General features: G+C 66.7%; 17 protein-coding genes and 1 tRNA gene. 8 read left to right on the forward strand and 10 right to left on the reverse strand.

The genetic code is table 11. The annotated features are described in order from the left end of the window. Positions 1-77: 77 nt before the first annotated feature. Together QSK31_RS34300 and QSK31_RS34305 are read left to right on the forward strand one after the other, a co-directional pair. Complete coding sequence (locus tag QSK31_RS34300; protein ID WP_285688768.1) at positions 78-2,768, forward strand: hypothetical protein; 2,691 nt, start codon at positions 78-80, stop codon at positions 2,766-2,768. After that, entirely contained in the window at positions 2,752-5,907 is a 3,156-nt protein-coding gene (locus tag QSK31_RS34305) for a pPIWI_RE module domain-containing protein (protein WP_285688769.1), read from the forward strand. The genes QSK31_RS34300 and QSK31_RS34305 overlap by 17 nt, the downstream gene beginning before the upstream one ends. A gap of 201 nt (positions 5,908-6,108) precedes the next feature. On the opposite strand, the gene QSK31_RS34310 is transcribed toward QSK31_RS34305, so the two are convergent. From QSK31_RS34310 to QSK31_RS34340, 7 genes are all read right to left on the reverse strand, one after another. Next, a complete protein-coding gene (locus QSK31_RS34310; protein ID WP_285688771.1) occupies positions 6,109-7,533 on the reverse strand; it encodes a hypothetical protein in 1,425 nt (474 codons plus the stop codon). A gap of 376 nt (positions 7,534-7,909) precedes the next feature. Then, positions 7,910-10,558 (reverse strand): hypothetical protein, encoded by a 2,649-nt coding sequence (locus tag QSK31_RS34315; protein WP_285688772.1) that lies wholly within the window; start codon positions 10,556-10,558, stop codon positions 7,910-7,912. Beyond that, positions 10,555-12,150, reverse strand: a complete 1,596-nt coding sequence (locus QSK31_RS34320; RefSeq protein ID WP_285688773.1) for a hypothetical protein — start codon at positions 12,148-12,150, stop codon at positions 10,555-10,557. The genes QSK31_RS34315 and QSK31_RS34320 overlap by 4 nt, the downstream gene beginning before the upstream one ends. Before the next feature lie 347 nt (positions 12,151-12,497). Next, positions 12,498-12,881: a hypothetical protein gene (locus tag QSK31_RS34325; protein ID WP_285688774.1), complete on the reverse strand. Its 384-nt coding sequence runs from the start codon at positions 12,879-12,881 to the stop codon at positions 12,498-12,500. Positions 12,882-13,371: 490 nt separating this feature from the next. Then, positions 13,372-14,838: a ThiF family adenylyltransferase gene (locus tag QSK31_RS34330; RefSeq protein ID WP_285688775.1), complete on the reverse strand. Its 1,467-nt coding sequence runs from the start codon at positions 14,836-14,838 to the stop codon at positions 13,372-13,374. After that, complete coding sequence (locus QSK31_RS34335; protein ID WP_285688776.1) at positions 14,817-15,206, reverse strand: hypothetical protein; 390 nt, start codon at positions 15,204-15,206, stop codon at positions 14,817-14,819. Before QSK31_RS34335 ends, QSK31_RS34330 begins: the two co-directional genes overlap by 22 nt. A gap of 3 nt (positions 15,207-15,209) precedes the next feature. Beyond that, positions 15,210-15,479: a multiubiquitin domain-containing protein gene (locus QSK31_RS34340; protein ID WP_285688777.1), complete on the reverse strand. Its 270-nt coding sequence runs from the start codon at positions 15,477-15,479 to the stop codon at positions 15,210-15,212. Positions 15,480-15,549: 70 nt separating this feature from the next. Between QSK31_RS34340 and QSK31_RS34345 the strand changes: the two genes are divergently transcribed. Beyond that, positions 15,550-15,936 (forward strand): helix-turn-helix domain-containing protein, encoded by a 387-nt coding sequence (locus tag QSK31_RS34345; protein WP_285688779.1) that lies wholly within the window; start codon positions 15,550-15,552, stop codon positions 15,934-15,936. Between the two features lie 4 nt (positions 15,937-15,940). Further along, entirely contained in the window at positions 15,941-16,504 is a 564-nt protein-coding gene (locus QSK31_RS34350; protein ID WP_285688780.1) for an ImmA/IrrE family metallo-endopeptidase, read from the forward strand. 331 nt (positions 16,505-16,835) lie between these two features. On the opposite strand, the gene QSK31_RS34355 is transcribed toward QSK31_RS34350, so the two are convergent. The 3 genes from QSK31_RS34355 to QSK31_RS34365 all read right to left on the reverse strand — a co-directional run bounded on the left by QSK31_RS34355 (position 16,836) and on the right by QSK31_RS34365 (position 18,451). Continuing rightward, positions 16,836-16,907, reverse strand: a tRNA-Arg gene (locus QSK31_RS34355). 69 nt (positions 16,908-16,976) lie between these two features. Beyond that, positions 16,977-17,657 carry a DUF305 domain-containing protein gene (locus QSK31_RS34360; RefSeq protein WP_502873057.1) on the reverse strand — a complete coding sequence of 227 codons (681 nt, stop codon included), beginning with the start codon at positions 17,655-17,657 and terminating at the stop codon, positions 16,977-16,979. Then, positions 17,654-18,451: a thioredoxin-like domain-containing protein gene (locus tag QSK31_RS34365; RefSeq protein WP_285688782.1), complete on the reverse strand. Its 798-nt coding sequence runs from the start codon at positions 18,449-18,451 to the stop codon at positions 17,654-17,656. Before QSK31_RS34365 ends, QSK31_RS34360 begins: the two co-directional genes overlap by 4 nt. 98 nt (positions 18,452-18,549) lie before the next feature. Here QSK31_RS34365 and argS point away from each other — a divergent pair, with 98 nt between their 5' ends. Genes argS through thrC form a run of 4 tightly spaced genes read left to right on the forward strand, consistent with a single transcriptional unit; the run spans position 18,550 to position 23,933 of the window. Then, positions 18,550-20,193, forward strand: coding sequence for an arginine--tRNA ligase (gene argS, locus QSK31_RS34370; RefSeq protein ID WP_285688783.1), 1,644 nt, complete (start codon positions 18,550-18,552; stop codon positions 20,191-20,193). Between the two features lie 3 nt (positions 20,194-20,196). Then, on the forward strand, positions 20,197-21,582 hold the full coding sequence (gene lysA, locus QSK31_RS34375; RefSeq protein ID WP_285688784.1) for a diaminopimelate decarboxylase: 1,386 nt from the start codon (positions 20,197-20,199) through the stop codon (positions 21,580-21,582). A gap of 5 nt (positions 21,583-21,587) precedes the next feature. Beyond that, positions 21,588-22,880, forward strand: a complete 1,293-nt coding sequence (locus QSK31_RS34380) for a homoserine dehydrogenase (RefSeq protein ID WP_502873058.1) — start codon at positions 21,588-21,590, stop codon at positions 22,878-22,880. A 3-nt stretch (positions 22,881-22,883) separates the two neighbouring features. Next, complete coding sequence (thrC, locus tag QSK31_RS34385; RefSeq protein ID WP_285688786.1) at positions 22,884-23,933, forward strand: threonine synthase; 1,050 nt, start codon at positions 22,884-22,886, stop codon at positions 23,931-23,933. The last annotated feature ends 10 nt before the right edge of the window (positions 23,934-23,943 follow it).

Raw genomic sequence — 23,943 nt, forward strand, 5'->3', positions numbered from 1 at the left:
CTCGCGATACAGACGCACAGCACGCGCCCTCAGTTCGTCGGGGTACTTCTTCGGTGCGGCCACAGAACGTCCTCCCCATGATCAGTCGATCATGTTTGAGAGGCTCCACCAAACCGGGGGGAACTCACTACGCCGACGCCCCCTGCGTCAATCTGCGTCCCGTCAACAAGCCGGCCCTGCTCGAGGTCAACCGGATACAACTACCCGACCGATATCCAACCGGAGCCCAAGCGGACACGCAGTCCACGCCAGATGGTGACGACAAAACGGTGGCCGCGCACGGCTGCCCGATGTGGAGTGTGTGCCCGCGGCACAGCGCCGACCGCGACATGGTCAACGCACTGATCTGGGTAGCCAACCCAGCGAGCCTGGTACAGAGCGCCGTCCCGCAGCACCTCAACGAGGAACGCTTGCGCCGCCTCGAACTTGCCTGTCTGCGCAGCGACATCATCATCGTCGACGAGGCGGACCGCGTCCAGATGCAGCTAGACACCGCGTTCGCACCTGCCGCCACGCTCGTCATCCGGGGTCCAGAATCCTGGCTCGACCGGCTGCACACCCACAAGATCGATGAGCTGGCGCGCCAAGGGCGATTGCCGCTATCCGAGCGTGACGTCGAACGGTGGGGCGCAGCCCTGGACGTGGTCAGTTCGGCCACGAATCGTCTCTACGCCATGCTGATCAGCAACGCTGACCTCCGGAACTGGGCTGACATCGAGTACTTCAGTGCATGGACCCTCCAGGAGAAACTCATCGCCGACTGGTACCCACAACCTGGCAGCGCCGCATCAACGCCAGAGGGGGTGCGTACCGACACCGATGTGTACGACGATGAGGAGGCCCTCGATCCCGACGCTGGCAGACCCACTCCAGCCAACACCGGTGCCGAGCCGTGGGCCGAGCGTCGTCGCGCCGTAGTCTCGACCTTCGACGACTTCCGCGACGATCCGCTCGGTGACCGCGGTCCCCATGGCGACGACACCAACGCGCTCGTCTCCGGAGCCCGCGACCTGTTGCACACACTCAACGAACGGGGCACTCGTGAGCGTGTCCACGCCATCCTGGACTTGCTGCTTGCCGGATCCCCGATCATTGATGGATCTGTCCGCCAACCGGAACCCACCGACGGAACTCGCCGCGACGAGGTCGACACTTGGGGAACGCGACCATGGCGTGAGCGCACCGCCACCCGCCTGGAATTCACCCTCCTGCTCGCCACCCTGCACCATCGGCTGGATCGAGTGTCGTTCATGTGGCCGCAGGTCGAAGCCGCCATGCATCTCGACACCGCCGACAACGAGCTCTCTCGCCGTCCTCCCCTCGACTACGCCCCCGTCGTGCCGGAAGCCCCCATGGGAAACGTTCTCGGCTTCCAATACCTACCCGACGAGCCTGGACCGGGGGGCGATGACCGGCGAAGTGGCACCCTGCGCTTCTTCCGCTGCGCCGGCGTTGGCCGAGAGTTGCTGCTGAACCTACCGTCACTGGGCGCCGACCCGGCGAACGGGCGGCCCGGCCCGCATGTACTGCTGATGTCCGGGACCAGCTGGGCGGGTACCTCCACCCGTGCTCACATTCTGGTCCCAGTGAAAGCGGTACTCAAACCCGACGAGGCCGCGCTCCAGGCAATCCGGGGAACCACCTTCCGGACCCACTTCCTCTACGACAGCACTGGGCCGCTGACCCTGTCCGGTACCCGTCTTGACGCACGCGCCGGTGTGCTCCGTCAAATCGTGACGCGACTTGGAAAGTCCATTGCAGGGCAGCCCAGCCCACTGGACCAGGAACTGCGCCAGATCCAGGACGAAGGCCGCCGACGGGCTCTCTTGCTGGTGGGCAGCTACCGGGAAGCCGCCACAGCGGCCAACCTTCTCCAAGAGATCCCACGCTGGTCCGGCAGGGTGCGGGTACTCGTCGCCGACGACGCCGAGCTGGAAACGTCTAGTTCTTCGGGCGCTACCAGCCACGACGAACTCGCCCAGGCCACCGCGGTGCGTCGAGGTGACCTCGCTGCCTTCGCTGAAGACCCTGATGCCGAGCTGCTTGTCGCCCCACTGTTGGCCATTGAACGGGGCCACAACATCCTCAACGCGCAACGCACCGCGGCATTCGGCGTCGTCTTCTTCCTTGCCCGACCACATCCCCGCCCCGACGATCTTTCCCTGGCAGTCTTTGCCATCAATGACTGGGTCACCCGCTTCGTCCGTGATCAGCCCGGCCTACTTACCGGCACCTTCAGCAAACTCGTTAGCGAGGCCGGACAACTCGACGCGGCCGGCCTTGCCTTCCGGCATCTAGCTCGCCGAGAGTGGCGTCGGCTGCTTTCACGCCGCTACGCCTACTCGCGACTCAGCCCCACCGAACAGACCTCCTTCGCCTGGGACCAGATGGTCACGATCTGGCAGGTCATCGGCCGCCTAGTACGAGGCGGCGTCCCCGCCAGGGTCGTATTCGTCGACGCCGCTTTCGCCCCGGCCCTCGCCGAAGCGCGCAGCCCGACGCCTGACCCAACCACCGAAACGGCTGGGCGCCGTCGTCGTCGTCGGACCGACGAAGGGCTGCTGGCCAAGCTGCACCAAGTTCTCGCCCCGTACTTCGACCCAACCAACGACCCGGAAACCTTTCCGAATCCAGCAGATCCCGCTCTCGTTCGCACCCTCTACGAGCCGTTGTACGACGCGCTCACCCAGCTGCGGTCCACGGCGAACGCTCCATCCGAACCGGCAGCCATCAACGACGCGGAAGGTATCCATGGCCCCCAGGTATGACGACATCAGCCGCGCCGCGTACATCCTTGACCCGCAGTGCCCCCCACTGACCGGGCAGTATCGCGCGCTGGCATTCCCCGAGACCTGGAACCCCAGCGTCCTAGCCCTTTGCAACCTCGGCCGAGGCCCCGACCAGGAGCCCTACCGTGCCGTGCCGACCCGCCGGATGGACGGCGTGCTTCAATGCCTGGCGCCTGACCTGGTTGTGCGTGGCCGACCAACCGACCCCATCCAACGCGCGCAAGACGCCTGGCTCTATGTACCGACCGACGCCCCTGACCCGCTGCCTGGGGACACCCTCGATCGGTTGATTGGCGTCTGGCTACGTGACCTACGACCCGAGGAAGACTACCTGCGGGAAGTCCAATCCACGCATACTGAATTGCTCGCCGATCCGCCGCAATGGCAAGAGGTCACCGTCGACCTTCTCGGCTGTCCAACCACCAACGGCGGTACCGCCGCCCCATTAGCTCGGCAGTACCAACTGGCCACCGACGCCTTGGCGCGGCGTATCCTCGCGCTCGACCCCTACGACAGTGGAGCAGGAACATTACGGTTCCGAGCCGTCCCCCGCGGCCCTCGCCAACAGGGCGCAGAACTGGTTTCTCAGCCCCTTTGGCACGATGTCAAAGACCGGAATTGGTGGTTCTCCATCTACATCGCCGTGTCTCTGCACACGGTTCCATTCGACCCGCGACCACGCCTGCACCTGCATACCGGTGTTCGGCGCTGGGTGACTCACGTGGACTCTCGAACCGGCAGAGTCCGGCTGCCCTACCGCACCGCGACGTCGGTCTACCTGAGACCCACCATCCCTTGGCTCAGCGGAACTCCCACCAGCGACCGCTTCGCGGTCGTCCGCCTCGCCTACGACCGAAGCAGCGGTGGATACGTGTGGGGCGGCAACGGACCCGCGCGGATTCTTCGCCGCCTCAGCCTCAGTCAACCGTTCCCTGACCCCGATAGACTCCTCGCTGCACCAGCTGACTGGATCGGCGATGGGCAAGGGGTACGCGCCGCGATCGTGCACAGTACCCGGATGGGCGCGCACGAAATCGGTTCCGGCCTGATGTCGCACCAACGCTCCCAGATCACCGAGTGGGCTGAACAGGCACTGCCCGAAGGACTACGCCGGGTACCCAGGCTGCCCCGCAGCCATGCCGGCCCCAGCGGCCCCTCCAACCAACGGGTCACCCCGTCCACCGACGCGGGGAAGAAAGCCGAACAAGCCAGGGCAGCGCACGCTCGCCGGATCGCCCTAGCCGTAGCCATGCAAGTGAACATGAACCTGGACCCAGTCCTACCCACAGAGCTCGCCTCGGATGCGATGCCACCGACGGTGAAAGCCCGACTTTTGTGGCAAACTCCATCCCTCCGTGACGCAGCGATCAGCGCCATTGCCGAGATCCTCGGGTTGGAAGGGGATGGCCGCTGGCCGGAACTCGCCTACACCCAGGCGGTATTCGACGACGCCAAGCCCGGAAGCCCCGCGCTCCTGGTGTGGCGTACCCCGGAGCTAACGCTCGAACTGCGCTGCCTACGGCTTGTCAACGGACTCGCCGAGACCCTTGGCATAGATCCCAAGGCACGCCCAAAGGGCAAGGCCCTCGCCGACGCCATCGACGCCCGCCGCCAGATGATTCGGTCGTTCCTCGAAGCCGACGGCGCCCAAGCTGACCACCCGGAACTCGCACTGGTCGAGATCGATCGGCGGCAAGACTATGCCCACAACCTGGACGATCCGAAGTACGCCCTCCGCTTAGGCTGCGCTGACGCCGGCGTGCTGACCCAGTTCGTGCTGGTCCCGAAGAAGGCCAAGTCCTACAACTCGGAAAAGAACGTCGAGCATCGGGTCCGCTCAGGCTGGCAGGATGGGCTTCGCCAACTCGGCGTCCGGGTCCTGCCGGAACACGCGGTCGCGGGAACCCTGCCCAACAAACTGCGCTACGTTGCTACCTGGATGGTCAAGCGGCGCAAGGACGGCCCGACTCGACTGCCGCGGCACACCCCCGTCGCGGTCATGGTCAGCCCTCTCGGGAGCGGGTCAGGACTCGCGGCGGTTACCGGCTGGGACCCGAATTCCCTTCAGTGGATCTCCTACCCGAAATTCCTGCTGAGACTGGTCAAGATTGCAGAAATTCCTGATTTGGAGGTCGACGATGAGCAGAATCCGGGCTCGTTCGACTTGGCCGCAGTGCCGCCCGGTACCGTTCCCCAGCAACGTGTAGCCGCAGACGGCAGCTCGACCGGTGCAATCAAACGGGTGACGTATCGGGTATGGAAGCAGGATATGGAGGAACAACGCAAGGAGACGGGCCGCTATTTGCAGAAAATGATCAGATCATTGCGCGGCCATCCCACCATGCTTCTGACGCACTCGCAGAACAGCCGAATGCACTGGCCCTGGCTTCAGGACGGCAACGCGGAGCCCGATCTGATCAAGACGGGACACGCGCCGGCAGCCAGTTTGGACGCCGATCTGCGGCTCGTCCGCTTGCGTGACGCCGACGGGCGGGAAACTCCACAATGGTGGGGCAATCCAACGACCGGCGGGATCAACGGCCTACCGCCGGGCATGTGGGCTGAGACGGAGGGCACCGGGCGTACCTTCTACAGCACAACTGCGAAAGCCGGCACCTTCAAGAAGTCCGCGGTCGAAGCTGACAAACTGGCCCCTCGTCCCTTGCGCCAAGGCGAGAACAAGGGGAAACCGACCATGGACACAGAGATCCCGGCGTGGAACCCCGCGTTGATCGAAATCACGGTACTGGCGTGTCACCCGCAACAGGGCGACGTGCCGGAGGCGCTGGCCTTGGCTGTACACCATCTTCGTCAGGCCCCGGACTATCTGGATGCCCTGTCCATGCCGCTACCTCTACATCTAGCGAGCTTAGCGCAACACTACGTGCTGCCGACCGTAGCCGACGAAGGAGCCGACGGTGAAGCCGAGGCTCGCGACGGAGTCGACAGGGCGGAAGTGTTGGAGAGTGCACTTGGCATCATCATCGGAAACCCGGCAGAGGACGTTGTCGATCGCGACGCTGAATACTCGGATGCTCCAGGACTGGCGCAGGCTCCAGATGAATCGGATGAGATGGAGGCGACGACGCTGCCGACTTCGTTGCTGCCGCGCGGCTGAGGCTGATCGTCTCTCGATAGGCCACGAGCAGCTCGAAAGCGCCTGCTTCCCGCTCTCCGTACCGTGCGTTTGCTGAGCAAGCTGCGGGTAGAGGGCGTCCGCCGATTCGGCGCGCTCCGGAGCGCGACCGCAGGTCGGTCATCGAGGCAAGCGACGACTGGCACGGCGGGCTCCATCGTTAACGGCGGTGGCTTCGTTCGATTACTCCCACCGGGGGCCGGTGAGAACCGGCAATATCCGGTCGAGCACGAAGCGAAGCAGCGGTCGGCGCTCGCGTAGGGCTTGGAGCTTCTGTTCGTCGTCGTGGGTGTCGTTGAGTTCGAGCAGTATCCGTTCGGCCAGTGCGGTCGCGAAGTCCGGCTTGGATATGGTGACGGGACCGCCATATTTGGGGTCTTCTGCGAGCTTTAGGAGGATGCCGGCAAGCCCAGGTTTCTCCCGTGTCCTGTGACCTCGCTCATCGTGTGCGGCGAGAACGTCTTCGAGCGGCAACGCGAGAGCGACGGCTGGTCGCCCGTCAGGCGGGTTAGCGGCACGCTCGATGAGTACGTCGAGCATTTCGGCAGGGGTGAAGTTCGAGTCTTCCAGGTTGGCTTCGAAGTTCAGCACGTCGTCTGCTGGCAGCTCATCAGAACGGATCAGACCGGTGACGTACTGAGCCATGGTCCCTTCGGAATCAACGATGACCACCGTTCGCTGTGCGTAGGTGGTGAAGCCGTTGACCATGGTGTTCAACCGGCTCGCCGAGCCGGCGCCGCCCAGATCGGTGAAGCCCAGTTCGTCGGCCCATCGGCGCCCGAGCAGGCCAGCCACGAGACGCCACACCATCTCCCGCTCGCTCTGTCCCTCACCCACCACGTGAACGGCGTGTGGATACAGTCCTGCCTGTACCAACTCCTCCTGGAGTTGGGCGCGCGTGGTCCGTGCGGGCGGCCCTTGGTCATAGAGCGCCGCACGTTCGGGTTGGCGACCGTCCATCGGCCAAAGCGGTGGCCGTCCTGGCGGATCACCTGTCAGGTCGGTGAGGAAGAGCCAGAGGAGCTGCGCGGCGTCGAAGTGATCCCGGGCTTGACGTGATGTTCCGCGCATGCGCTTGTGCGACGAGCGAGGCCGCGCCCGCCGCAGTAGCTCAAGCCCGTCCCGGGGTTCGCAGTCGATGCCCCGCTCGACGAGAAACCAGTACGCCTCGGTGACTTGCAGGGCCGATACCGCAAGTTCAGTGGCGACGGTCTGCGGGTCGAAGCGCTCACACTCGGCCGGCCACGGGTCTACCTGCAGCTTCTGCTCGGCGTCGTAGAGTACCGTCGTGCGGCCGGTGATCTCGGGAAGGTAGCGATTCTGCAGGCGTACCAGCAGCTTCACGAGCGGTCGCCAGGCCGCGTCGAGGGTCTGCCACCTATCCTGCTGTGCCTCGAGCCATTCGCGCGTCTGGTTGAGTGCGACGTCGCGTTCCTCGGCCGGCGCCAAGAGGGTTTCGAGCGCTATCTTGACGCTCTTGCCGAGTAGGACGTCGTTGAGATAGAGCAGTTGCCACGGCGAATACAGTGCACTGGTGTGTCGGCGGCCGTGTGCATCCCCCCTGGGGGCCGGCCAAGCGCGGGCCGGTCCCTCCTCGCGGAACGTCATGAGCGTCTCAAACGGTGTGAGGTCGAGGAAGCGATGCGGGCTCCCACGCGATCGGCTGAAGAGCACCCTGTATGTCCAGGCGCTCAAGCCGCCGCAGGCCGATCCCGTGGCCCAAGCCGCGTTCCTTCGCGTGTCCGGAGAAGTTGGTGTCCCATGCAAGATCGAGCTGAGCGAACGCGCCAGCACGCCAGAGCTGACGCCAGCTCAACTCCTCGGCCAGAGGTGGCGGGACATAGGTTGAGTAAAGGTCCACGGGACCATTCTCGTTGAGTCCGTACATGGCAGAGCCGTCAGTGCCATGGTGGCGGTGCCGGGCTCGCAGCGGCCATGGAGGGGATCGTCAGCGGCAGCCCGCAGATCGAGCATCCTCGTTCAGCTATGCGAACAGGTCGGCCAGGACGCCGACCGCGGCGTTGAGTTGGTCGAGGAGATGGTCGCTGGTTGGTTCGCTTGACTCCACTACCGCCTGGCCGAGGCCGGGAAGAACGGCGATCGTCTCACCTTCGGTGAGGGAAAGCCGCCAGCTACTGTCTGTGGCGTACACGGCCACTCCGTGGCAACGCCGGTATCGGCGGATCGCGGCGAGTAGGCGCGGCAGACGTGGATCAAGCAGAGGATCCGCGATACCTTGCACTCCAAGGCGGACCTGGATCGCTGCGGCGCCGGGTGGCGCGTCGAGAGTGAGGCCGTCAAGGCCAAGCTCGGCCACCGTGCGGGCGCACCAGAGATCATCGTCGATGAATGTGATGGCGCCCAGGAGCTGTTCATCAATTTCGGCGCGAGTAATGGCGCGTCCGGCAATGGCGCTGAGGTATCTGGCAGTTTCGTCTGTCGGGTCGACCAGGTTGTGGTCGAACGCGGCGATGATGACGGGCTGGGCCTCCACAACTCGTTCCCGACGGCGTGGACCGGGCTGCACAGTCAGCCAGCACAACGCGGCAACGGCTTCCGGTAGCCACCGAGGCAGTCGTTGTTTGGCTTTCGTACGGACTTCCTGATCGACCTGGTTGAGCCAGCCGGGGCGGGTGCCGCCTCCCGCGAATCCGCCGAGCCAGCGCAGCCACAGGTCATCAAGGTCTTGCTCGGTCAACTCCAGCCGGTCGGGGGTCTGGGCGGAGGCGAGGTTGAGTTCGGCGAACGCGCCGACGATCGTCGCGAAGTTGCCGGCCGGCGCAAGGGGTTCAACCCAGGCCAGGCGCGGGTCCGCTTGCGTGTCGGCCCAGCGTCGTAGGAGGTTGCGGGCGCGTACCCGGACGCGGGCGGCGAGCCGCCATCTCCGCGGCGTAGGTGCCTCTTCTTCATCGGCATTGGCTGCGTCGTCGAGGAGTCGTGCAAGCAGTGAATGCCCGGCACGGCCGGAAGCGGGCTCGGATGGAGTCCGCGCGCGTAGCGCGTCGAGGAGCTCGATGATCGGTTCGCTGGCGTCGAGACTGTCGCTCCAGATTCTCCCGTATCGGCTGGCGCGTGGATCACGACCGAGCTGTTCACGTTCGAGGCGCACCCATAGGTCGTCGTCGCCCTGTTCGGTTTCTTCATCGGCCGTGACGCCGCCGACTGAGGTGGATGTCGGTCTATCGCTGACCTCCATCACCATGTTGCGGTGCAGCCAGGCCAGCATCGTGCCGAGCGGGCTGGCGAGGTCACCAGTGACAAGGCCGTCCGGTAGGTCGACGCTGGGTCGCGCTGTCGCAGTGAGCGCGGCTGCGAGTGCGGTCGGGTCGTCCACGACTACCTGGTTGGACAGGACGGAATCGTTGGCGTCGACCAGGCGAACGAGTCGCCCATGCAGCGGACCAGCGGTGACGGCTCTCCCGGAGGTGTCGCGGGTGAGCGGTTGTCGGTGGGTCAGGTCGTCAAGCAGCCAACCGGGCTGGGCCATCGGCTCACTGGCCACTTCTACCCGTCCGTCACCGTTCGCGGATGCGGAGATCAGGCGTACTGAGGGCGCTGCGGGTTCCGGTTCGGATCGGAAAGACCATGATCCGAGTTGGTCGAGGCTGGCGGCAACGGCGATGGTGTCCGGCGGTATGAACGCCGCTCGGACCTCGTCTGCGGTGTGTCGGGTAAGGACGGCAACCTCGACGTTGCCGCTGTGGCCCACAGTGCGGGTCAACGCGGCTCGGGACAGGTTCGCTGATCCAGACAGCAGCCATCCTTGGTCACCGGCCACAGCGCCAATGAGCTTGGCGTGCACGAACTCGTCCGGCTGGTACATGAGCACGTCGGTTGCGGCGCCGTAGGCGATCAGTCGTTCCTTGAGCCGGTTGCCGTTGACGCTGGTGGCTTTCGTGAGGAACACCCGAACGCGCCGAGGGCGCAGGTCGGTGAGTAGCTGCCCGACCGCCTCCGCATCGTCGTCGTAGTACGGGGCGCTGAGTAGCAGCTCGTCAATGTCCGAGGGCGCGTGGGCAGCAAGGGCCGTCTTGAACTGTGCGGCGATCGGGGTGTCCAGATTGTGGAGCAGAGGTGAGTCGGTTTGCGACGTACCGGCTGGCTGAGGCGGCAGCCGGGTGTTCAGGTCGAGGAGCCGTTGGGCGAGAGTTGTGTCATCGACGAGACCGACGATGCGATGAATCCAGGTTCGCCAGGTGCCGATGGCTGCGTCGCCGGCAGGGGTGCCGGAGCGGAAGGTGGTGAACACCTCCTTGCCCCGGTCGAGCCCAGTCATTGAAAGGTTTCCGGACCCGACCAGCAGGGTAGCCCTGGTTCCGGCCACCGTGAGGTACGTCTTGGGGTGGAACGCCTGACCGCCCGGACGTACACCGCGCAGCAGCCACCGACGGTTCACGGCCGTGAGAGTGTCGACGGCATCAGCGGGGAGACGGTCGAGGCCGGCGGTCAGCCTGCGGTGGTCCGCGAGGACGACGACGTTGAGCGGGGGGTCACCCAACCGAGGTAACAGGAACTCGTTGAACAACGACAGGTCCACGCTGTACGTCGTGGCCCACATCGCCGACGCGGCACCGATGAACAGTTCATGAACCGGGCGGCTTCGTTCCACCGAAGAGGCGGCCGGCTCGGTCATCCGAGAACCTCGAGGACGAACTCGGTGCCGCGATCGGTCAGCCGTGACTCGTTAGGCCCGTCGCCTTCCCACAGACCCAGGTCCCAGGTGATCCAGCTCAGCGGGTCCGCACGGATCGCGGCGAGTGGGAACCGCTCGATGCCGTGGTCGTAGAACCGCAGGAGCCCTTCCTCCCAGCGGAACCGGAAGGTGAAGTCCGGCAGTTTGGAATAGGCGATGCGCTCATGCACAGGGACCACGAACCGCGATACCAGCCACCACAGCGTCTCACCGAGGGACGGCTGACCGTCGAGATGCTCACCGACGGCGGCCAGGACTTCGGCTACCGACGGCTGCCATGCCGATCTCACCCGCGACGCCCTCACCCAGCCGGGATCGGCGCGGCCCTCGGTACGGCGGGTGAGTTCGAGCAGCACCACGATTGCGGAGGTGGCCGTGTCGAGGCCGGCGGTCAACCATCGAAGAGTGTCCATCGACGCCGTGGCGACGTCTATATCCTCGCCGTCGCGGTCAGGCACGGTCAACGCTGCGGTCTCCAGCGAGGCGGCGATTGCAGTCGTCGGGTAGCTGGAGTCCCAGGCGGGTGGTCCGCCAATCATGTTTGAGGCCACGTCACGTACCTCGGCGTGGGTAAGCCCGCGACCCAGGTCGCGGCTGCGGGCCAGGCCGGCACGGCAGAACTGCGACCAGACCGAGCAGATGACCTCCTGCCAGATGTCCTTGGCGATGAGCGCCGCCCACTGCCCGGCGACGAGAGCGTGCCCGTCGCTGCGCGGTTGCGGATACGACCACAACGCGTCCCGGTACGCGTGGCCGGACCAAGGCACATTCGGATCGGCGGCGACGAGACTGAGATAGTGCCCAACGCTCCGTCGGCGCTGGACCGCACCGCCGTCCAGCGCGGCACTAACGCCGGGTGCGACCTCATCGTCTTCGCGGGCAGCGGGTGGGTCGCTACCGAAGATGGCGTCGTGCACGGCGTCACGTTCGTCCGGTCGCTCACGCAGCCGGCACAGGCAAGCGACCCCGGCGTATTCGTCGATTGCGGCTGCGGGTACCGGATCGCTGGTCCACATGAAACGGCGGTAGTACTCCGTACCCTCCACAGCGCTCCGAAATGTCGCCGCCAGACGTCGGGCTCGATCAGTTGAGCGAAGGACATCGATGGGAATCGGTTGTTCGCCGAGCATCGTTCCAGCTCTCGCGACAATGCCAAGCTCGATCAGCGGCGAGCGGTAGTACAGCCCGTATCCGCCGAAGCTGCTCTCTACCGATTCCCCGCGCGGGAACGGTCCCGGCCCTGCGCCGACGTCGCTCAGCCGCCGAGCGCCGACCGGGCTCGACCCGCACTCGTTCGGGCAACGCTGCACCGCGATGCCGAGTTCCCACTCACGCCGGCGGATGAATGTGGCTAGCGACTTGCCGTCGGCCGGCAGTCGTCTGCCCTTGTATTCGTCGAGGAGAAAGGCGTGGAATGCGAAGTACCGTGCACGCCGGGACAACTCAAGGATGCCCGGCAGGAGCAGCGGCATCAATCGATCCTGGGTGGTCGTCTGCAGGCCGAGCGGGTCGCGGCCCTCGTTCTCCCGCAAGGAAGCCGCGATCCAGCGGGGCGTGGATACCTCGCCCACAACTGTGCCTGGAGCAGCCGTCATATCCGCACTCCAAACCCTGCTCAGACCACGTGTTCGTAGAGAGCGCCATGTTCGCTGTTGATAAGGGACTCTGCTGATCGACCTATGCCACGGCCCAGTCGACGACCTGACCCGGCTCCGGAACGGTCCGGATGGCGGCGGTCGCCCAGACAGGGCACTTCGGTGGCCGAGGCCGTCACGGCAACACCCTAGCCTGGCAAGCCTCGGCGATCTTACCCAACGTGGCGATATGGGGCCGCTCGGTCAGCTGAGAAGTGGACGGCCAGGCGATCTGCACGGCGCGGCTAAAAGACTCGCGCCATTACTTCGAGCGCCACCATAACCCCAGCGGCTCCGCCAAAGCAGGCGCCTCCGCCGATTACTGCCCGTGGCCACGGCTTGGTGTCAATTCTCGCCAGGATGACCCCGGCAAGTCCGCACGTCACTCCGAACAGCGCGTTCACTAGGCACACAAGTGCCGACGCATCGACGGCCATGTGAGCAGCGACAAGACTGATGACCACCGCGAACGCTGTGGCGCCACGTTGGACCGATCCGCCCAGCGGCGTGCCGTCCACCTTCTCCAAGATGCCGGTGCCGCCGCCCAAAATCAAAGCTGCCAACAAGGTAGCCATGATCGACAGGATCACAGTTCCAGACAGAGTTTCCATCGCCTCGACTCCCATCACCAAGGGGACGAGAGCGGGCACCGACCCGACTCGACCCCAACCAGCAGGTCACATGAGTCGGGTTCGGGCCAGTAAGCCCTACCGGCCGGATCGTCGCTTATCCGGCTAGATTCACCCGGGTAGCCGATGCCCGTACGTCGAGCGTCGTCTTGCTACCGGTCACAGCTCGGGAAGTCGCCCTACCTTGACGTCAGCGCGCTGGACATCGAGGATTCGCTGGATCTTTCCAGATTTGCTGCCTGGTGGACCCGAAGCAGCGGACGCGCGCTAGGTATTGGCAGTATGCCACGGCTGCGCTACATCATGCTTCTCGTCAGGCCCACTTGACGTCGTCGCGCTCGATCTTGTCGTAGCTGGCCTCGGCTGTGGCCGAGGTTGGCGTGCAGGCCGGCGGCGTTGCTGTGGCAGGTGCATCCGGGTCGCCTGAGCCGGCGGGGGTCGGCGCCGCGCTCGGGCGGTCCTGGCGGGGTCCACGCCGGGATCAGTAGGGTCAGCCGGGCTGACGCTGGCGAGTTGGCAATGTCCGCAGGTCGCCCCGGGCTCTGCGGCTCTGTGTGCCGAAACCGCACTCGAGGCAGCCGACGTCCTTCCGTGGTTGATCGAATCGGACGTCTCGGCTTGCTGGGAGGAAGCGCAGGTACTCGGTGGATGCGGCGTCGTTGAGCAGGCCGGTGACAGTGAACAGAAAGTCATTCGTGGCGTGGGCAGACGCGATCGCGTTGAGCGTGATCACGCTGGGTGCGATGACGGTCGGGTCATCGACGTAGCGCTGCGCTTGGCGCTCCTCAACGCTGACGGCCTCGTCTTGTAGGCGCGAGCTGTTGATCAGTCCGTTGCACCACAGGCAGCCGAGATCGGGCGTGACGGGCCGGTATACGGCGAAAACGTCGAGGATTTCTCCCGTGGCTTTGTCTGCCTGGACCTTGGCCCCAACTTGCGCACCCGGGATGAGGTACTGGTGGGTGAGCGCGTTGAAGACCAAGCGTGCCTGCATCGAGTCTGCGGCGAGGAACAGATAGTCACAGTCGACGAACCGGTCCGCGACGGCGGCATGAGTGATGTCGCCGAAAATGGCGTCGACCTTGCCGGCGGGGTTCGCTGTGCGAGCGGTGCGGGCTGCGATGCGGACCTTCGGGGCGGCGAATCGTTTCCCGAGTCGACGTAGCCATTCGGGCCTGCCGTCGCGGACGAGCCACGCGAGGGCGTCGAACTGGGTACTGCCCGCCACGCGAGGAAGGTTCGTGATCTCGATCCTTTCCGGGTCGGCGATGATGAGGTGGCCGACACCGAGCCGGGAGAGCTGTTGGATGATCAGCGATCCAGCGCCGCCCGCGCCGATGACGCCCACCTTCAGCCCGGCGAGCACGTCCTGGCCACGATCGCCGAACAGGCGCGTGTGCCGGTCGTAGGTTGCGTCGGCGTGGGCGGGCAGCGGTCGAGGCGCCGGGCGAAGCGTCCTGATCGGGGTGCCCAAGACGCGGGTGTGTGAGAGCGGCACCTGAGTTCCGTCGGCGAGCCAGATGTCCCCGGCGACGGCGTTTCGGGCGAAGACCAATGCTCCTACCGGTTGGCCTTTGGCGATGTCCAGTAGGGCTGGATAACCCCGTCGGTGAGATGCCATGTCGGTGGCGGAGAACGCGACGGAATCGTTGCCACCATGGCAGTGGACTGCCAGATAGACCAGTTGTTCGTCTCGGCAGTGCCGGATCCGGTCGCGGATGAACGACGCGCTGAGCATCCGGTATCCGCGAGTGCCAGGAAGGTAGTCCTGCCCGTCGCGGGCGAGGAACAGCTCTCGCGCCAGCAGGCGAGTGCCACGAGGAGTCGACGTGATCCCGGCGACGACAATCGCGCCGTGCTCGTCGCCGTCGCCCGGGAAGAGGTGCCGTTCGAGATCTCGCATCATCTCGCCGGGAATGACGAGGCTCCATGGGCTCAGGGGCGTGTGCGTAGCCATGTGAGCACCTTCAGTAGCTTGATGACGGCGGTGTCGGTGGCGGGGTTGAGGTGGTTGGAGCGACGCGAAAGCTGAATCGCCGGCCGCCCCTCGAAAGTGGTAGCGCTGGTGCCTTCCCCGAGCGGTTGTTGGTCGCGGCGCGTCAGGTCACCCCGGACGTAGTGCGGGTACACGTCTGAGTACGGGTACTGGAAGGTGATTCGGAAGCCGATCCAGGTATCGGGCTGCTCATAGAGCGGGCCAGGGTCGGTGCCTTCGACGATCACGAAGGCACCTCCCTCCCCGTCCTCGCGAACCGTAACCAGGCTCGGCTGCACGGTCGCTCGAATGTTCTCGATGGCGTCGGCCACCTCGGGGTTCATCGTCATCGTTCAGGAGTTGTCGTCGTCCGCAACGGCCGTGAACCGTGAGTGCTTGTTGAGCCGCACTTCGTCGGTGTCTCCGACGATGCGGGTGTGGTTGCCGGCCAGTTCCTCGGAGAGCTGGAACGACACCTCGATCTGGACGCCGGCGGCGATGGCGGCCTGCTTGATCTCCAGGCCGGTGGCCTTCGGACCGTCGATGCGGACCGGCTTCTCGTTGACGGTGATGGTGATCAGATGACCACGCGTGGTGGTCTCCTGCGCAGGAACGGCGACCATGCCGTACCTCCCGTGGGTTCGATTGCGATACTGGCGGCGGGTTGCCATCCAGTGATCCCAGATTAGACTGTTGATTCGACTCTTGCAACTGGAGGTGTGCGTGACCAAGGCCGGATGGTTCGACGCCGAGGGGTTCTACGCCGCGCTCGACGCCCAACGGCAGGCGCGAAAGCTGACCTGGAAGCACGTGGCCGGCGAGTCCGGCGTGAGCGCATCCACGCTGACTCGGATGGCGCAGGGCAAGCGTCCCGACGTCGATGGGCTGGCCGCACTCGCCGCGTGGTCGGGCCTGGACACCAACGACTTCGTGCGCTCAGAACTGAGACCGGAAAGGCCGGAACCTCTGGCGATGATCTCCACCTACCTACGCAGCGACCCCCACCTGACCGACGAGGCCGCCACCGCCCTGGACGAACTGATCAAGGCGACATACGAGCGCTTGCGGAAGGACAAATAGACCGATGGGGTTTCGGCGCGGCTTCAAGACCGAGGCCAACGACATCGCCAGAGACGTCCGAGCCGAGCTTCGACTCAGGACGACCGATCCGCTCAACCCTTGGAACCTGGCAGAGTGCCTCGACATCCCGATCATCGCGCTGTCCGACTTCGGAACAGACGCCCCGACAGCGGTCAGCCACTTCAGCCAGACCGATACCTCCGCCTTCTCGGCGGTAACGGTATTCCGGGGGACACGGCGCACCGTCGTGCACAACGATGCGCACACGATTGGCCGGCAGGCGAACAACGTCGCCCACGAGATCTCGCACGGTCTACTCCAGCACCCGCCCACTCCCGCTCTCGACGATCGAGGCTGCCGTAACTGGAACAAGGACGTCGAGGACGAAGCGGCATGGCTAGGCGCCGCCCTGCTGGTCTCCGAGGAAGCCGCGCTCGCCGTCGTTCGCCAGCGACTGCCGATCGACGAGGCGGCCGACCAGTACGGCGTTAGCCCGGAACTCATGACCATGCGCATCAACGTCACGGGCGCGAGAGCGCGTGTTCAGCGGTACAAGCCCCGCTGGTAGGACTTGGCCGCGTGGATGCAGGTGGATCGACGCAGGAAAGTGTGGCCCCGACCTGGGGTGGGGTCACACCCGAGGTTCATCGAAGGGGCGAAGGCGGGAGCGCGACGATGCCCTCGGCGTAGGCGCCGAGGGCATCGTTCATGGCTTCGTATGAGCGGACTCCACGATCAGCGATCGGCCAGTCGCGTTGCGCTTTGCAGTCCTGTGACGCGCCTTCGGCGTGAATACGACACCTGCAGTGCGTGCGATCAACGCCGGGTTCGTGGCGGCTGCAACGGGAAAGTGGCCTCGACCACCAACGTGCCCGTGGGTAGTGCACAGTTCTGTGACGTGCCCCCGGCAGGATTCGAACCTGCGCTTTCGCCTCCGGAGGGCGACGCTCTATCCCCTGAGCTACGGGGGCTCAGGAACGACAAAATCCTAGCAGGCCCTCCCGACCGCCAGGCAAACGGGATACCCGGCGGGCGGGTCGTCAGGTGCCGGTCTGGGCCTTCTTCAGCAGGTCGTCGATCAGGTTGAGGTCGCTCTGCTGGCCGGTGACCATCGACCCGGCGAGCCAGGTCACGTCCTTGTTCGAGGACTGGTCGAGGATCGCCTGGGCCATGTGCAGGCCGCCCAGGTGGTGGGCCCTCATCAGGGTGAGGAACTGGACGTCCTGGTCCTTGCCGGTGGCCTTGCGGAGCTGGTCGATCTGCGCGGGCGTGGCCATGCCGGGCATCAGGCCGTTCTTCACCGACGCCTGGCCGCCGGGCATCCAGGCCATGGTGGGCTGGGAGCCGGTCGGGCTGAGGCCCCAGTCGCGCAGCCACGCCTGCATGACGCCGACCTGGCCGTTCTGGGTCAGGGCTATGTCGGCGCTGAGGCTGACGATGGTGGGATCCGTGGTGCCGGCGTGGGCGATCATCGACATCTCCACCGCCTGGGCGTGGTGGGTGCTCATGTCGCGCAGGAAGCCGGCCTCGGGGGAGGTGTCGCCGGGCACCCCTGCTTTGCGTACGGCCAGGAGGGTACCGCCGGCGCCCAGGAGGAGGCCGACGATCAGCAGCGCCGCCAGCCAGACCACGCCGAAGCGGAAGTCTCGGCGGGGCTCGGGGCCGTCGACCGGAGCGGCCGGGCCGGCCGCTCCGGTTTCGGTGGTGCTGACGGGCATCAGCTGTCCTGGGGCGTCGTGCCCGTCACGGTGACGCCGTTGGAGCAGACGGCCTGGGGCTCGACGGTGGCGTTCTGCCGCAGGGACTTGATGAACTCGTCGATGCGGGTGTCGTCGACCGTGTCGACCTTGAGCTGGTAGCCCCAGGCCTGCAGGGAGACGTTCTTGTCGAGGTTGGCGATGGGGCTCATGAACGTGTAGGGCTGGCCCTCGACCTTGCTCTTGAGCTTGGCCACCTGGTCCTCGGGCATGCCCTGCTTGTACGTGAGCCAGACCGCGCCGTGCTCGAGGCTGTGTACCGCGTGCTCGTTCGGGATGGGCTGGGTGTAGACGTCGCCCATGCAGTTTTCCCAGCGCGGGTTGTGGTCGCCGCCGACGGGAGGGCTGGTCTTGTAGGTGAGGACGCCCGACTTGTGGTTGCGGGCGGCGATCGAGGCGTCCGAGTTGTTCTCCCGGAAGTTCACGATGCCGTCGATGGAGGCGGCCCGTTCCTGCCAGGGGGTGCCGGCCTCGTTGCTGCTCTTGGCCGCGGCGTACACGCCGTACCCGATGATGCCCACCGCGATCAGGACGACGACGCCGGCGACGGCGATGGGGCCCCAGTTGCGGCTCCCGGCGACCTTGACCGGTGTGACGGGTTTACGGCCTTTGCCCTTCGCGCCCCCGGGACGCGAACCGCCCGGCTTGGCCGCCGAGGACGCCTTCTTCGCGCCGGCCGGCGGTTTCCCTTGGCCGGAGGTCTTGTCGACCTTCACCGTTGACGGAACCCGTTCGGGGCCCGGGGTGCTCATGCTCATCGTTCCTCGTCAATCCATCCGCAAGTGGCCGCTGACACCGAACCCACACCCAGCGGGACGCCGCCAAGCACAAAAGTCTACCCGGATAGCATGGCTCGGTGACTCCCGCCGACCTCGCTGCCACCGTTCTCTCAGCTGCCCGTGCCGTTTTCGTTGCCCGGGGACTGGACGTCGCCGACCTGCCGGCGGCGACGACCGTGGAGCGACCCCGCAACCCTGAGCACGGCGATTATGCCTCCACGCTAGCCCTCCAGCTCAGCAAGAAGGCCGGAGTGCCATCCCGCGAGCTGGCCGAGGCCCTCGCCGCCGAGCTCGGCGCTCAGCCGGGCATCAAGTCGGTGGAGATCGCCGGGCCGGGCTTCCTGAACGTCCGGCTGGACGCGGCGGCGGCCGGTCAGCTGGCCCGCGACATCGTCCTGGCCGGCGCCGAGTACGGCCACACCGCCCGGCTCGCCGGCCAGCACATCAACCTCGAGTTCGTCTCGGCCAACCCGACCGGCCCGGTGCACATCGGCGGCGTCCGCTGGGCGGCCGTGGGTGACGCGCTGTCCCGCCTGCTGCGCGCGGCCGGCGCCGAGGTCGGCACGGAGTACTACTTCAACGACGCCGGTTCGCAGATCGACCGCTTCGCGAAGTCGCTGTACGCGTCCGCGAAGGGCGAGCCGGTGCCCGAGGACGGGTACGGCGGCGAGTACATCGCCGAGATCGCCGCGACGATCAGGGCCGAGGCCCCGGACGCCGACCTGGACACGTTCCGGGTCCGCGGCGTCGAGCTGATGTTCGCCGAGATCAAGAAGTCGCTGTCCGAGTTCGGTGTGCACTTCGACACCTACTTCAACGAGAAGGACCTGCACGAGCGGGGCGAGCTGGACAAGGCGCTGGAGCGGCTGCGCGCCCAGGGGCACCTTTTCGAGGCGGACGGCGCGACCTGGCTGCGCACCACCGACTTCGGTGACGACAAGGACCGGGTGCTGCGCAAGTCGGACGGCGACTGGACCTATTTCGCCGCGGACTGCGCCTACTACCTGGACAAGCGGGAGCGTGGCTTCGACCGCGTGGTGATCATGCTGGGCGCCGACCACCACGGCTACATCGGCCGGATGAAGGCGATGTCGGCGTGCTTCGGCGACGACCCGGCGGTGAACCTGGAGATCCTGATCGGCCAGATGGTCAACCTGGTGCGCGACGGCGAGCCGGTGCGCATGAGCAAGCGGGCCGGCACCGTGGTGACCCTGGAGGACTTCGTCGAGGCGCTGGGTGTGGACGCGGCCCGGTACGCGCTGGCCCGGTACTCGTCGGACTCGACGATCGACATCGACATCGACCTGTGGACCCGGGCCACCCGGGACAACCCGGTCTACTACGTGCAGTACGTCGCGGCCCGTACGGCGAACGTGGCCCGCAACGCCGCCGAGGTGGGCCTGACCCGTGGCGAGCCGGCGGACTTCCACCCCGGGCTGCTCGGTCATGAGAAGGAGAACGACCTGCTCAAGGCCCTCGGCGAGTACCCGGCCGTGGTGGCCGGGGGTGCCGAGCTGCGTGAGCCGCACCGGGTCGCTCGTTACCTCGAGGAGGTGGCGGGGGCGTACCACCGCTTCTACGACCAGTGCCGGGTCACGCCGCTGGGCGATGAGGAGATCAACGACCTGCACCGCGCCCGGCTGTGGCTGAACGATGCCACTCGTACGGTGATCGCGAACGGGTTGGGCCTGCTGGGCGTCGGCGCACCGGAAAGGATGTAAGGCGTGAGAACGCATGAGGCGGGTGCCCTGCACGGCGATCTGGGCGCCCGGGGTCCGGCGTGGCTGCGTACCCCGGAGGATGTGAACGCCCTCGTGCCGGAGCTCTGGCCGCGGACCGTGACCCGCGCCGGGACCGGGGATCTGGTCATCGGCGGCGTGAGCGTCCGCGATCTGGCGGCCGAGCACGGGACCCCTGCCTATTTCCTGGACGAGGACGACCTGCGGTCCCGCTGCCGCGACTTTCAGGCTGCGTTCAGCGACGCCGATGTCTACTACGCGGGCAAGTCGTTCCTGTGCAAGGCGGTGGTCAAGGTGATCGATGAGGAGGGTCTCTTCCTCGACATCTGCACGGGCGGCGAGCTCGCGATCGCGCTGGCGGCGGGCTTCCCGCCCGAGCGCATGGGCTTCCACGGCAACAACAAGTCGGTCAGAGAGCTGCAGCGAGCCGTCGACGCCGGTGTCGGCCGGATCGTCGTCGACTCGTTCCAGGAGATCGACCGCCTGTCGGAGATCTCCGAAAAATCGGGCACCCGGCAAGCGGTCCTGCTGCGGGTGACCGTCGGCGTCGAGGCGCACACCCACGAGTTCATCGCCACCGCCCACGAGGATCAGAAGTTCGGGTTCTCGCTGGCCGGTGGGGATGCGTTCGCGGCGGCGACCAAGATCCTCGACGAGGGCAAGCTGGATCTGAGGGGCCTCCATTCGCACATCGGCTCGCAGATCTTCGACACCAGCGGCTTCGAGGTCGCGGCCAGGCGGGTGCTCGAGCTCCAGCGCCAGATCCGCGACGCGCGCGGCGTCGAGCTGCCCGAGCTGGATCTGGGCGGCGGCTTCGGCATCGCGTACACCACGCAGGACGATCCCTCGCCCGCAGGCGACCTGGCCAAACGCATCAACAAGATCGTCGAGGGCGAGTGCGACCTGGCCTCGCTGGCCATCCCCAAGCTCTCCATCGAGCCGGGCCGGGCCATCGTGGGCCCGTCGGTCTTCACGCTGTACGAGGTGGGCACGGTCAAGGACGTCGACGGCATCCGGACCTACGTGAGCGTGGACGGCGGGATGAGCGACAACATCCGGACCGCGCTGTACGACGCGTCCTACAGCGCCACGCTCGCCTCGCGGGAGAGCACCGCCGAGCCTCTGCTGGCCCGCGTGGTGGGAAAGCATTGTGAGTCCGGGGACATCGTCGTGAAGGATGAATTCCTGCCCGCCGACGTGCAGCCCGGAGATCTTCTCGCCGTTCCCGGTACGGGCGCGTACTGCCGGAGCATGGCCAGCAACTACAACCACGTGCCACGCCCACCGGTGGTCGCGGTCCGGGATGGGGCCGCGCGGGTGATCGTCCGCCGGGAGACCGAGGAAGATCTGCTCGCATTGGATGTTGGATGAGGTCTGTGAAACTCGCTCTGCTCGGCTGCGGCACCGTCGGCTCGGAGGTCGTCCGGCTGCTGCATGACCAGGCCGACGACCTGACCGCGCGGATCGGCGCGAAACTGGAAGTGGTCGGCATCGCGGTCCGCCGGCCGGGCCGCGAGCGCGGTGACCTGCCGATCGGCAAGGACCTGTTCACCACCGACGCCTTGAGCCTGGTCAAGCGCGACGACGTGGACATCGTGATCGAGGTCGTCGGCGGCATCGAGCCGGCCCGGGGCTGGCTGACCGAGGCGCTGCGGGCGGGCAAGAGCGTGGTGACGGCCAACAAGGCGCTGCTCGCCGAGGACGGCGCCGCGCTGCACGACGCGGCCGCCGAGGGCAACGCCGACCTCTACTTCGAGGCGTCGGTGGCGGGCGCGATCCCGCTGCTGCGCCCCCTGCGCGAGTCCCTGCACGGCGACCGGGTCACCCGCGTCACCGGCATCGTGAACGGCACGACCAACTTCATCCTGTCGTCGATGGACGCCACCGGGGCCGGTTTCGGTGAGGCGCTGGACGAGGCCACCGAGCTCGGGTATGCGGAGGCCGACCCGACCGCCGACGTGGAGGGCTTCGACGCCGCTGCCAAGGCAGCCATCCTCGCCTCGCTCGCCTTCCACACCCGGGTCACCGCGGCCGACGTCTTCCGCGAGGGCATGACCGGGGTGACCGCCGGCGACATGGCCAGCGCCCAGGCGATGGGCTGCACGATCAAGCTGCTGTGCATCGCGCAGCGCGGTCCCGACTCGCACGGCCAGGAGTCGGTCAGCGTGCGGGTGCACCCGGCGATGATCCCGCGGTCGCACCCGCTGGCCAGCGTCGGCGACGCGTTCAACGCCGTCTTCGTCGAGGCCGAGGCCGCGGGTCAGCTGATGTTCTACGGTCGCGGCGCCGGGGGCACACCGACCGCCAGCGCCGTGCTGGGCGACATCGTCGCGGCGGCTCGTAACCGCCTCACCGGCAGCCGGGCGCCGAGCGAGTCGGCGTACGCGAAGCTCCCGATCCGTCCGATCGGCGAAGCCGTGACCCGCTATCACATCAGCCTGGACGTGGCCGAGCGCCCGGGTGTGCTGGCCGCGGTCGCCGGTGTCTTCGCACGGCACGAGGTCTCGATCGCCACGGTGCGGCAGTCGGGCCGCTCCGAGGACGCGCAACTGGTGATCGTCACCCACGGCGCGCCGGATGCCAACCTTGCCGCGACGGTTGCTGAGCTGGGCCGACTCGATATTGTGCGGTCCATCGCCAGCGTGTTGCGGGTCGAGGGTGGGGATTGAGATATGTGGCGTGGACTGATCGAGGCGTACCGGGACCGGTTACCGGTCGGGCCGGACACACCCGTCGTGACCCTGCACGAGGGGAACACTCCGCTGGTGCCGGCGCCGGTGCTGTCGATGCGTACCGGGGCGGACGTCTACCTCAAGGTGGAGGGCGCCAACCCGACCGGCTCCTTCAAGGACCGCGGCATGACGATGGCCGTGTCCAAGGCGGTCGAGGAGGGCGCGAAAGCGATCATCTGCGCCTCTACCGGCAACACCAGCGCGTCGGCCGCGGCGTACGCCGCCCGGGCCGGCCTGACCTGCGCGGTGCTGGTGCCGCAGGGCAAGATCGCGCTGGGCAAGCTGGCCCAGGCGCTGGTGCACGGCGCCAAGTTGCTGCAGGTGAACGGCAACTTCGACGACTGCCTGGCGCTGGCCTCGAAACTGTCCCAGGACTACCCGGTGTCGCTGGTCAACTCGGTGAACATCTTCCGGCTGCACGGGCAGAAGACGGCCTCGTTCGAGATCGTCGAGGCGCTCGGCGACGCGCCGGACATCCACTGCCTGCCGGTCGGCAACGCGGGCAACATCTCCGCCTACTGGATGGGCTACCAGGAGGAACTGGACGCCGGCAACATCTCCAGGACGCCGCGGATGTTCGGCTTCCAGGCGGCCGGCGCCGCGCCGATCGTCAACGGCCAGGTGGTGCCCGAGCCGTCCACGATCGCCACCGCGATCCGGATCGGCAACCCGGCGAGCTGGACGAAGGCGCTGGACGCGCGGGACGCGTCGGGCGGGCTGATCAACGCGGTCACCGACCGGGAGATCCTGGCGGCATACCGTCTTCTCGCCCGCGAGGTGGGCGTGTTCGTCGAGCTGGCCAGCGCGGCCAGCGTGGCGGGGCTGCTGCAGCAGAGCGACGCGGGTCAGATCCCGGCGGGCGCCCGGGTGGTGTGCACGGTGACCGGGCACGGACTCAAGGACCCGGAGTGGGCGATCTCCACCGCGCCGTCGCCGACCACCATCAAGAATGACGTTCTCGCCGCCGCGAAAGCCCTGGAACTGGCGTAGTCGTTGGTCC

It is taken from the genome of Actinoplanes sp. NBRC 103695 (assembly GCF_030269485.1).
Lineage (GTDB): Bacteria > Actinomycetota > Actinomycetes > Mycobacteriales > Micromonosporaceae > Actinoplanes.

Excerpts from the sequence above, each read along its gene's own strand:
- QSK31_RS34365 (WP_285688782.1), bottom strand. The coding sequence starts at position 18,451 with ATGAGCATGAGCACCCCGGGCCCCGAACGGGTTCCGTCAACGGTGAAG.
- QSK31_RS34305 (WP_285688769.1), top strand. The coding sequence starts at position 2,752 with ATGGCCCCCAGGTATGACGACATCAGCCGCGCCGCGTACATCCTTGAC.
- QSK31_RS34340 (WP_285688777.1), bottom strand. The coding sequence starts at position 15,479 with ATGGTCGCCGTTCCTGCGCAGGAGACCACCACGCGTGGTCATCTGATC.
- QSK31_RS34350 (WP_285688780.1), top strand. The coding sequence starts at position 15,941 with ATGGGGTTTCGGCGCGGCTTCAAGACCGAGGCCAACGACATCGCCAGA.
- QSK31_RS34310 (WP_285688771.1), bottom strand. The coding sequence starts at position 7,533 with ATGACGTTCCGCGAGGAGGGACCGGCCCGCGCTTGGCCGGCCCCCAGG.
- QSK31_RS34330 (WP_285688775.1), bottom strand. The coding sequence starts at position 14,838 with ATGGCTACGCACACGCCCCTGAGCCCATGGAGCCTCGTCATTCCCGGC.
- QSK31_RS34335 (WP_285688776.1), bottom strand. The coding sequence starts at position 15,206 with ATGACGATGAACCCCGAGGTGGCCGACGCCATCGAGAACATTCGAGCG.
- QSK31_RS34315 (WP_285688772.1), bottom strand. The coding sequence starts at position 10,558 with ATGACCGAGCCGGCCGCCTCTTCGGTGGAACGAAGCCGCCCGGTTCAT.
- QSK31_RS34300 (WP_285688768.1), top strand. The coding sequence starts at position 78 with ATGATCAGTCGATCATGTTTGAGAGGCTCCACCAAACCGGGGGGAACT.
- thrC (WP_285688786.1), top strand. The coding sequence starts at position 22,884 with ATGTGGCGTGGACTGATCGAGGCGTACCGGGACCGGTTACCGGTCGGG.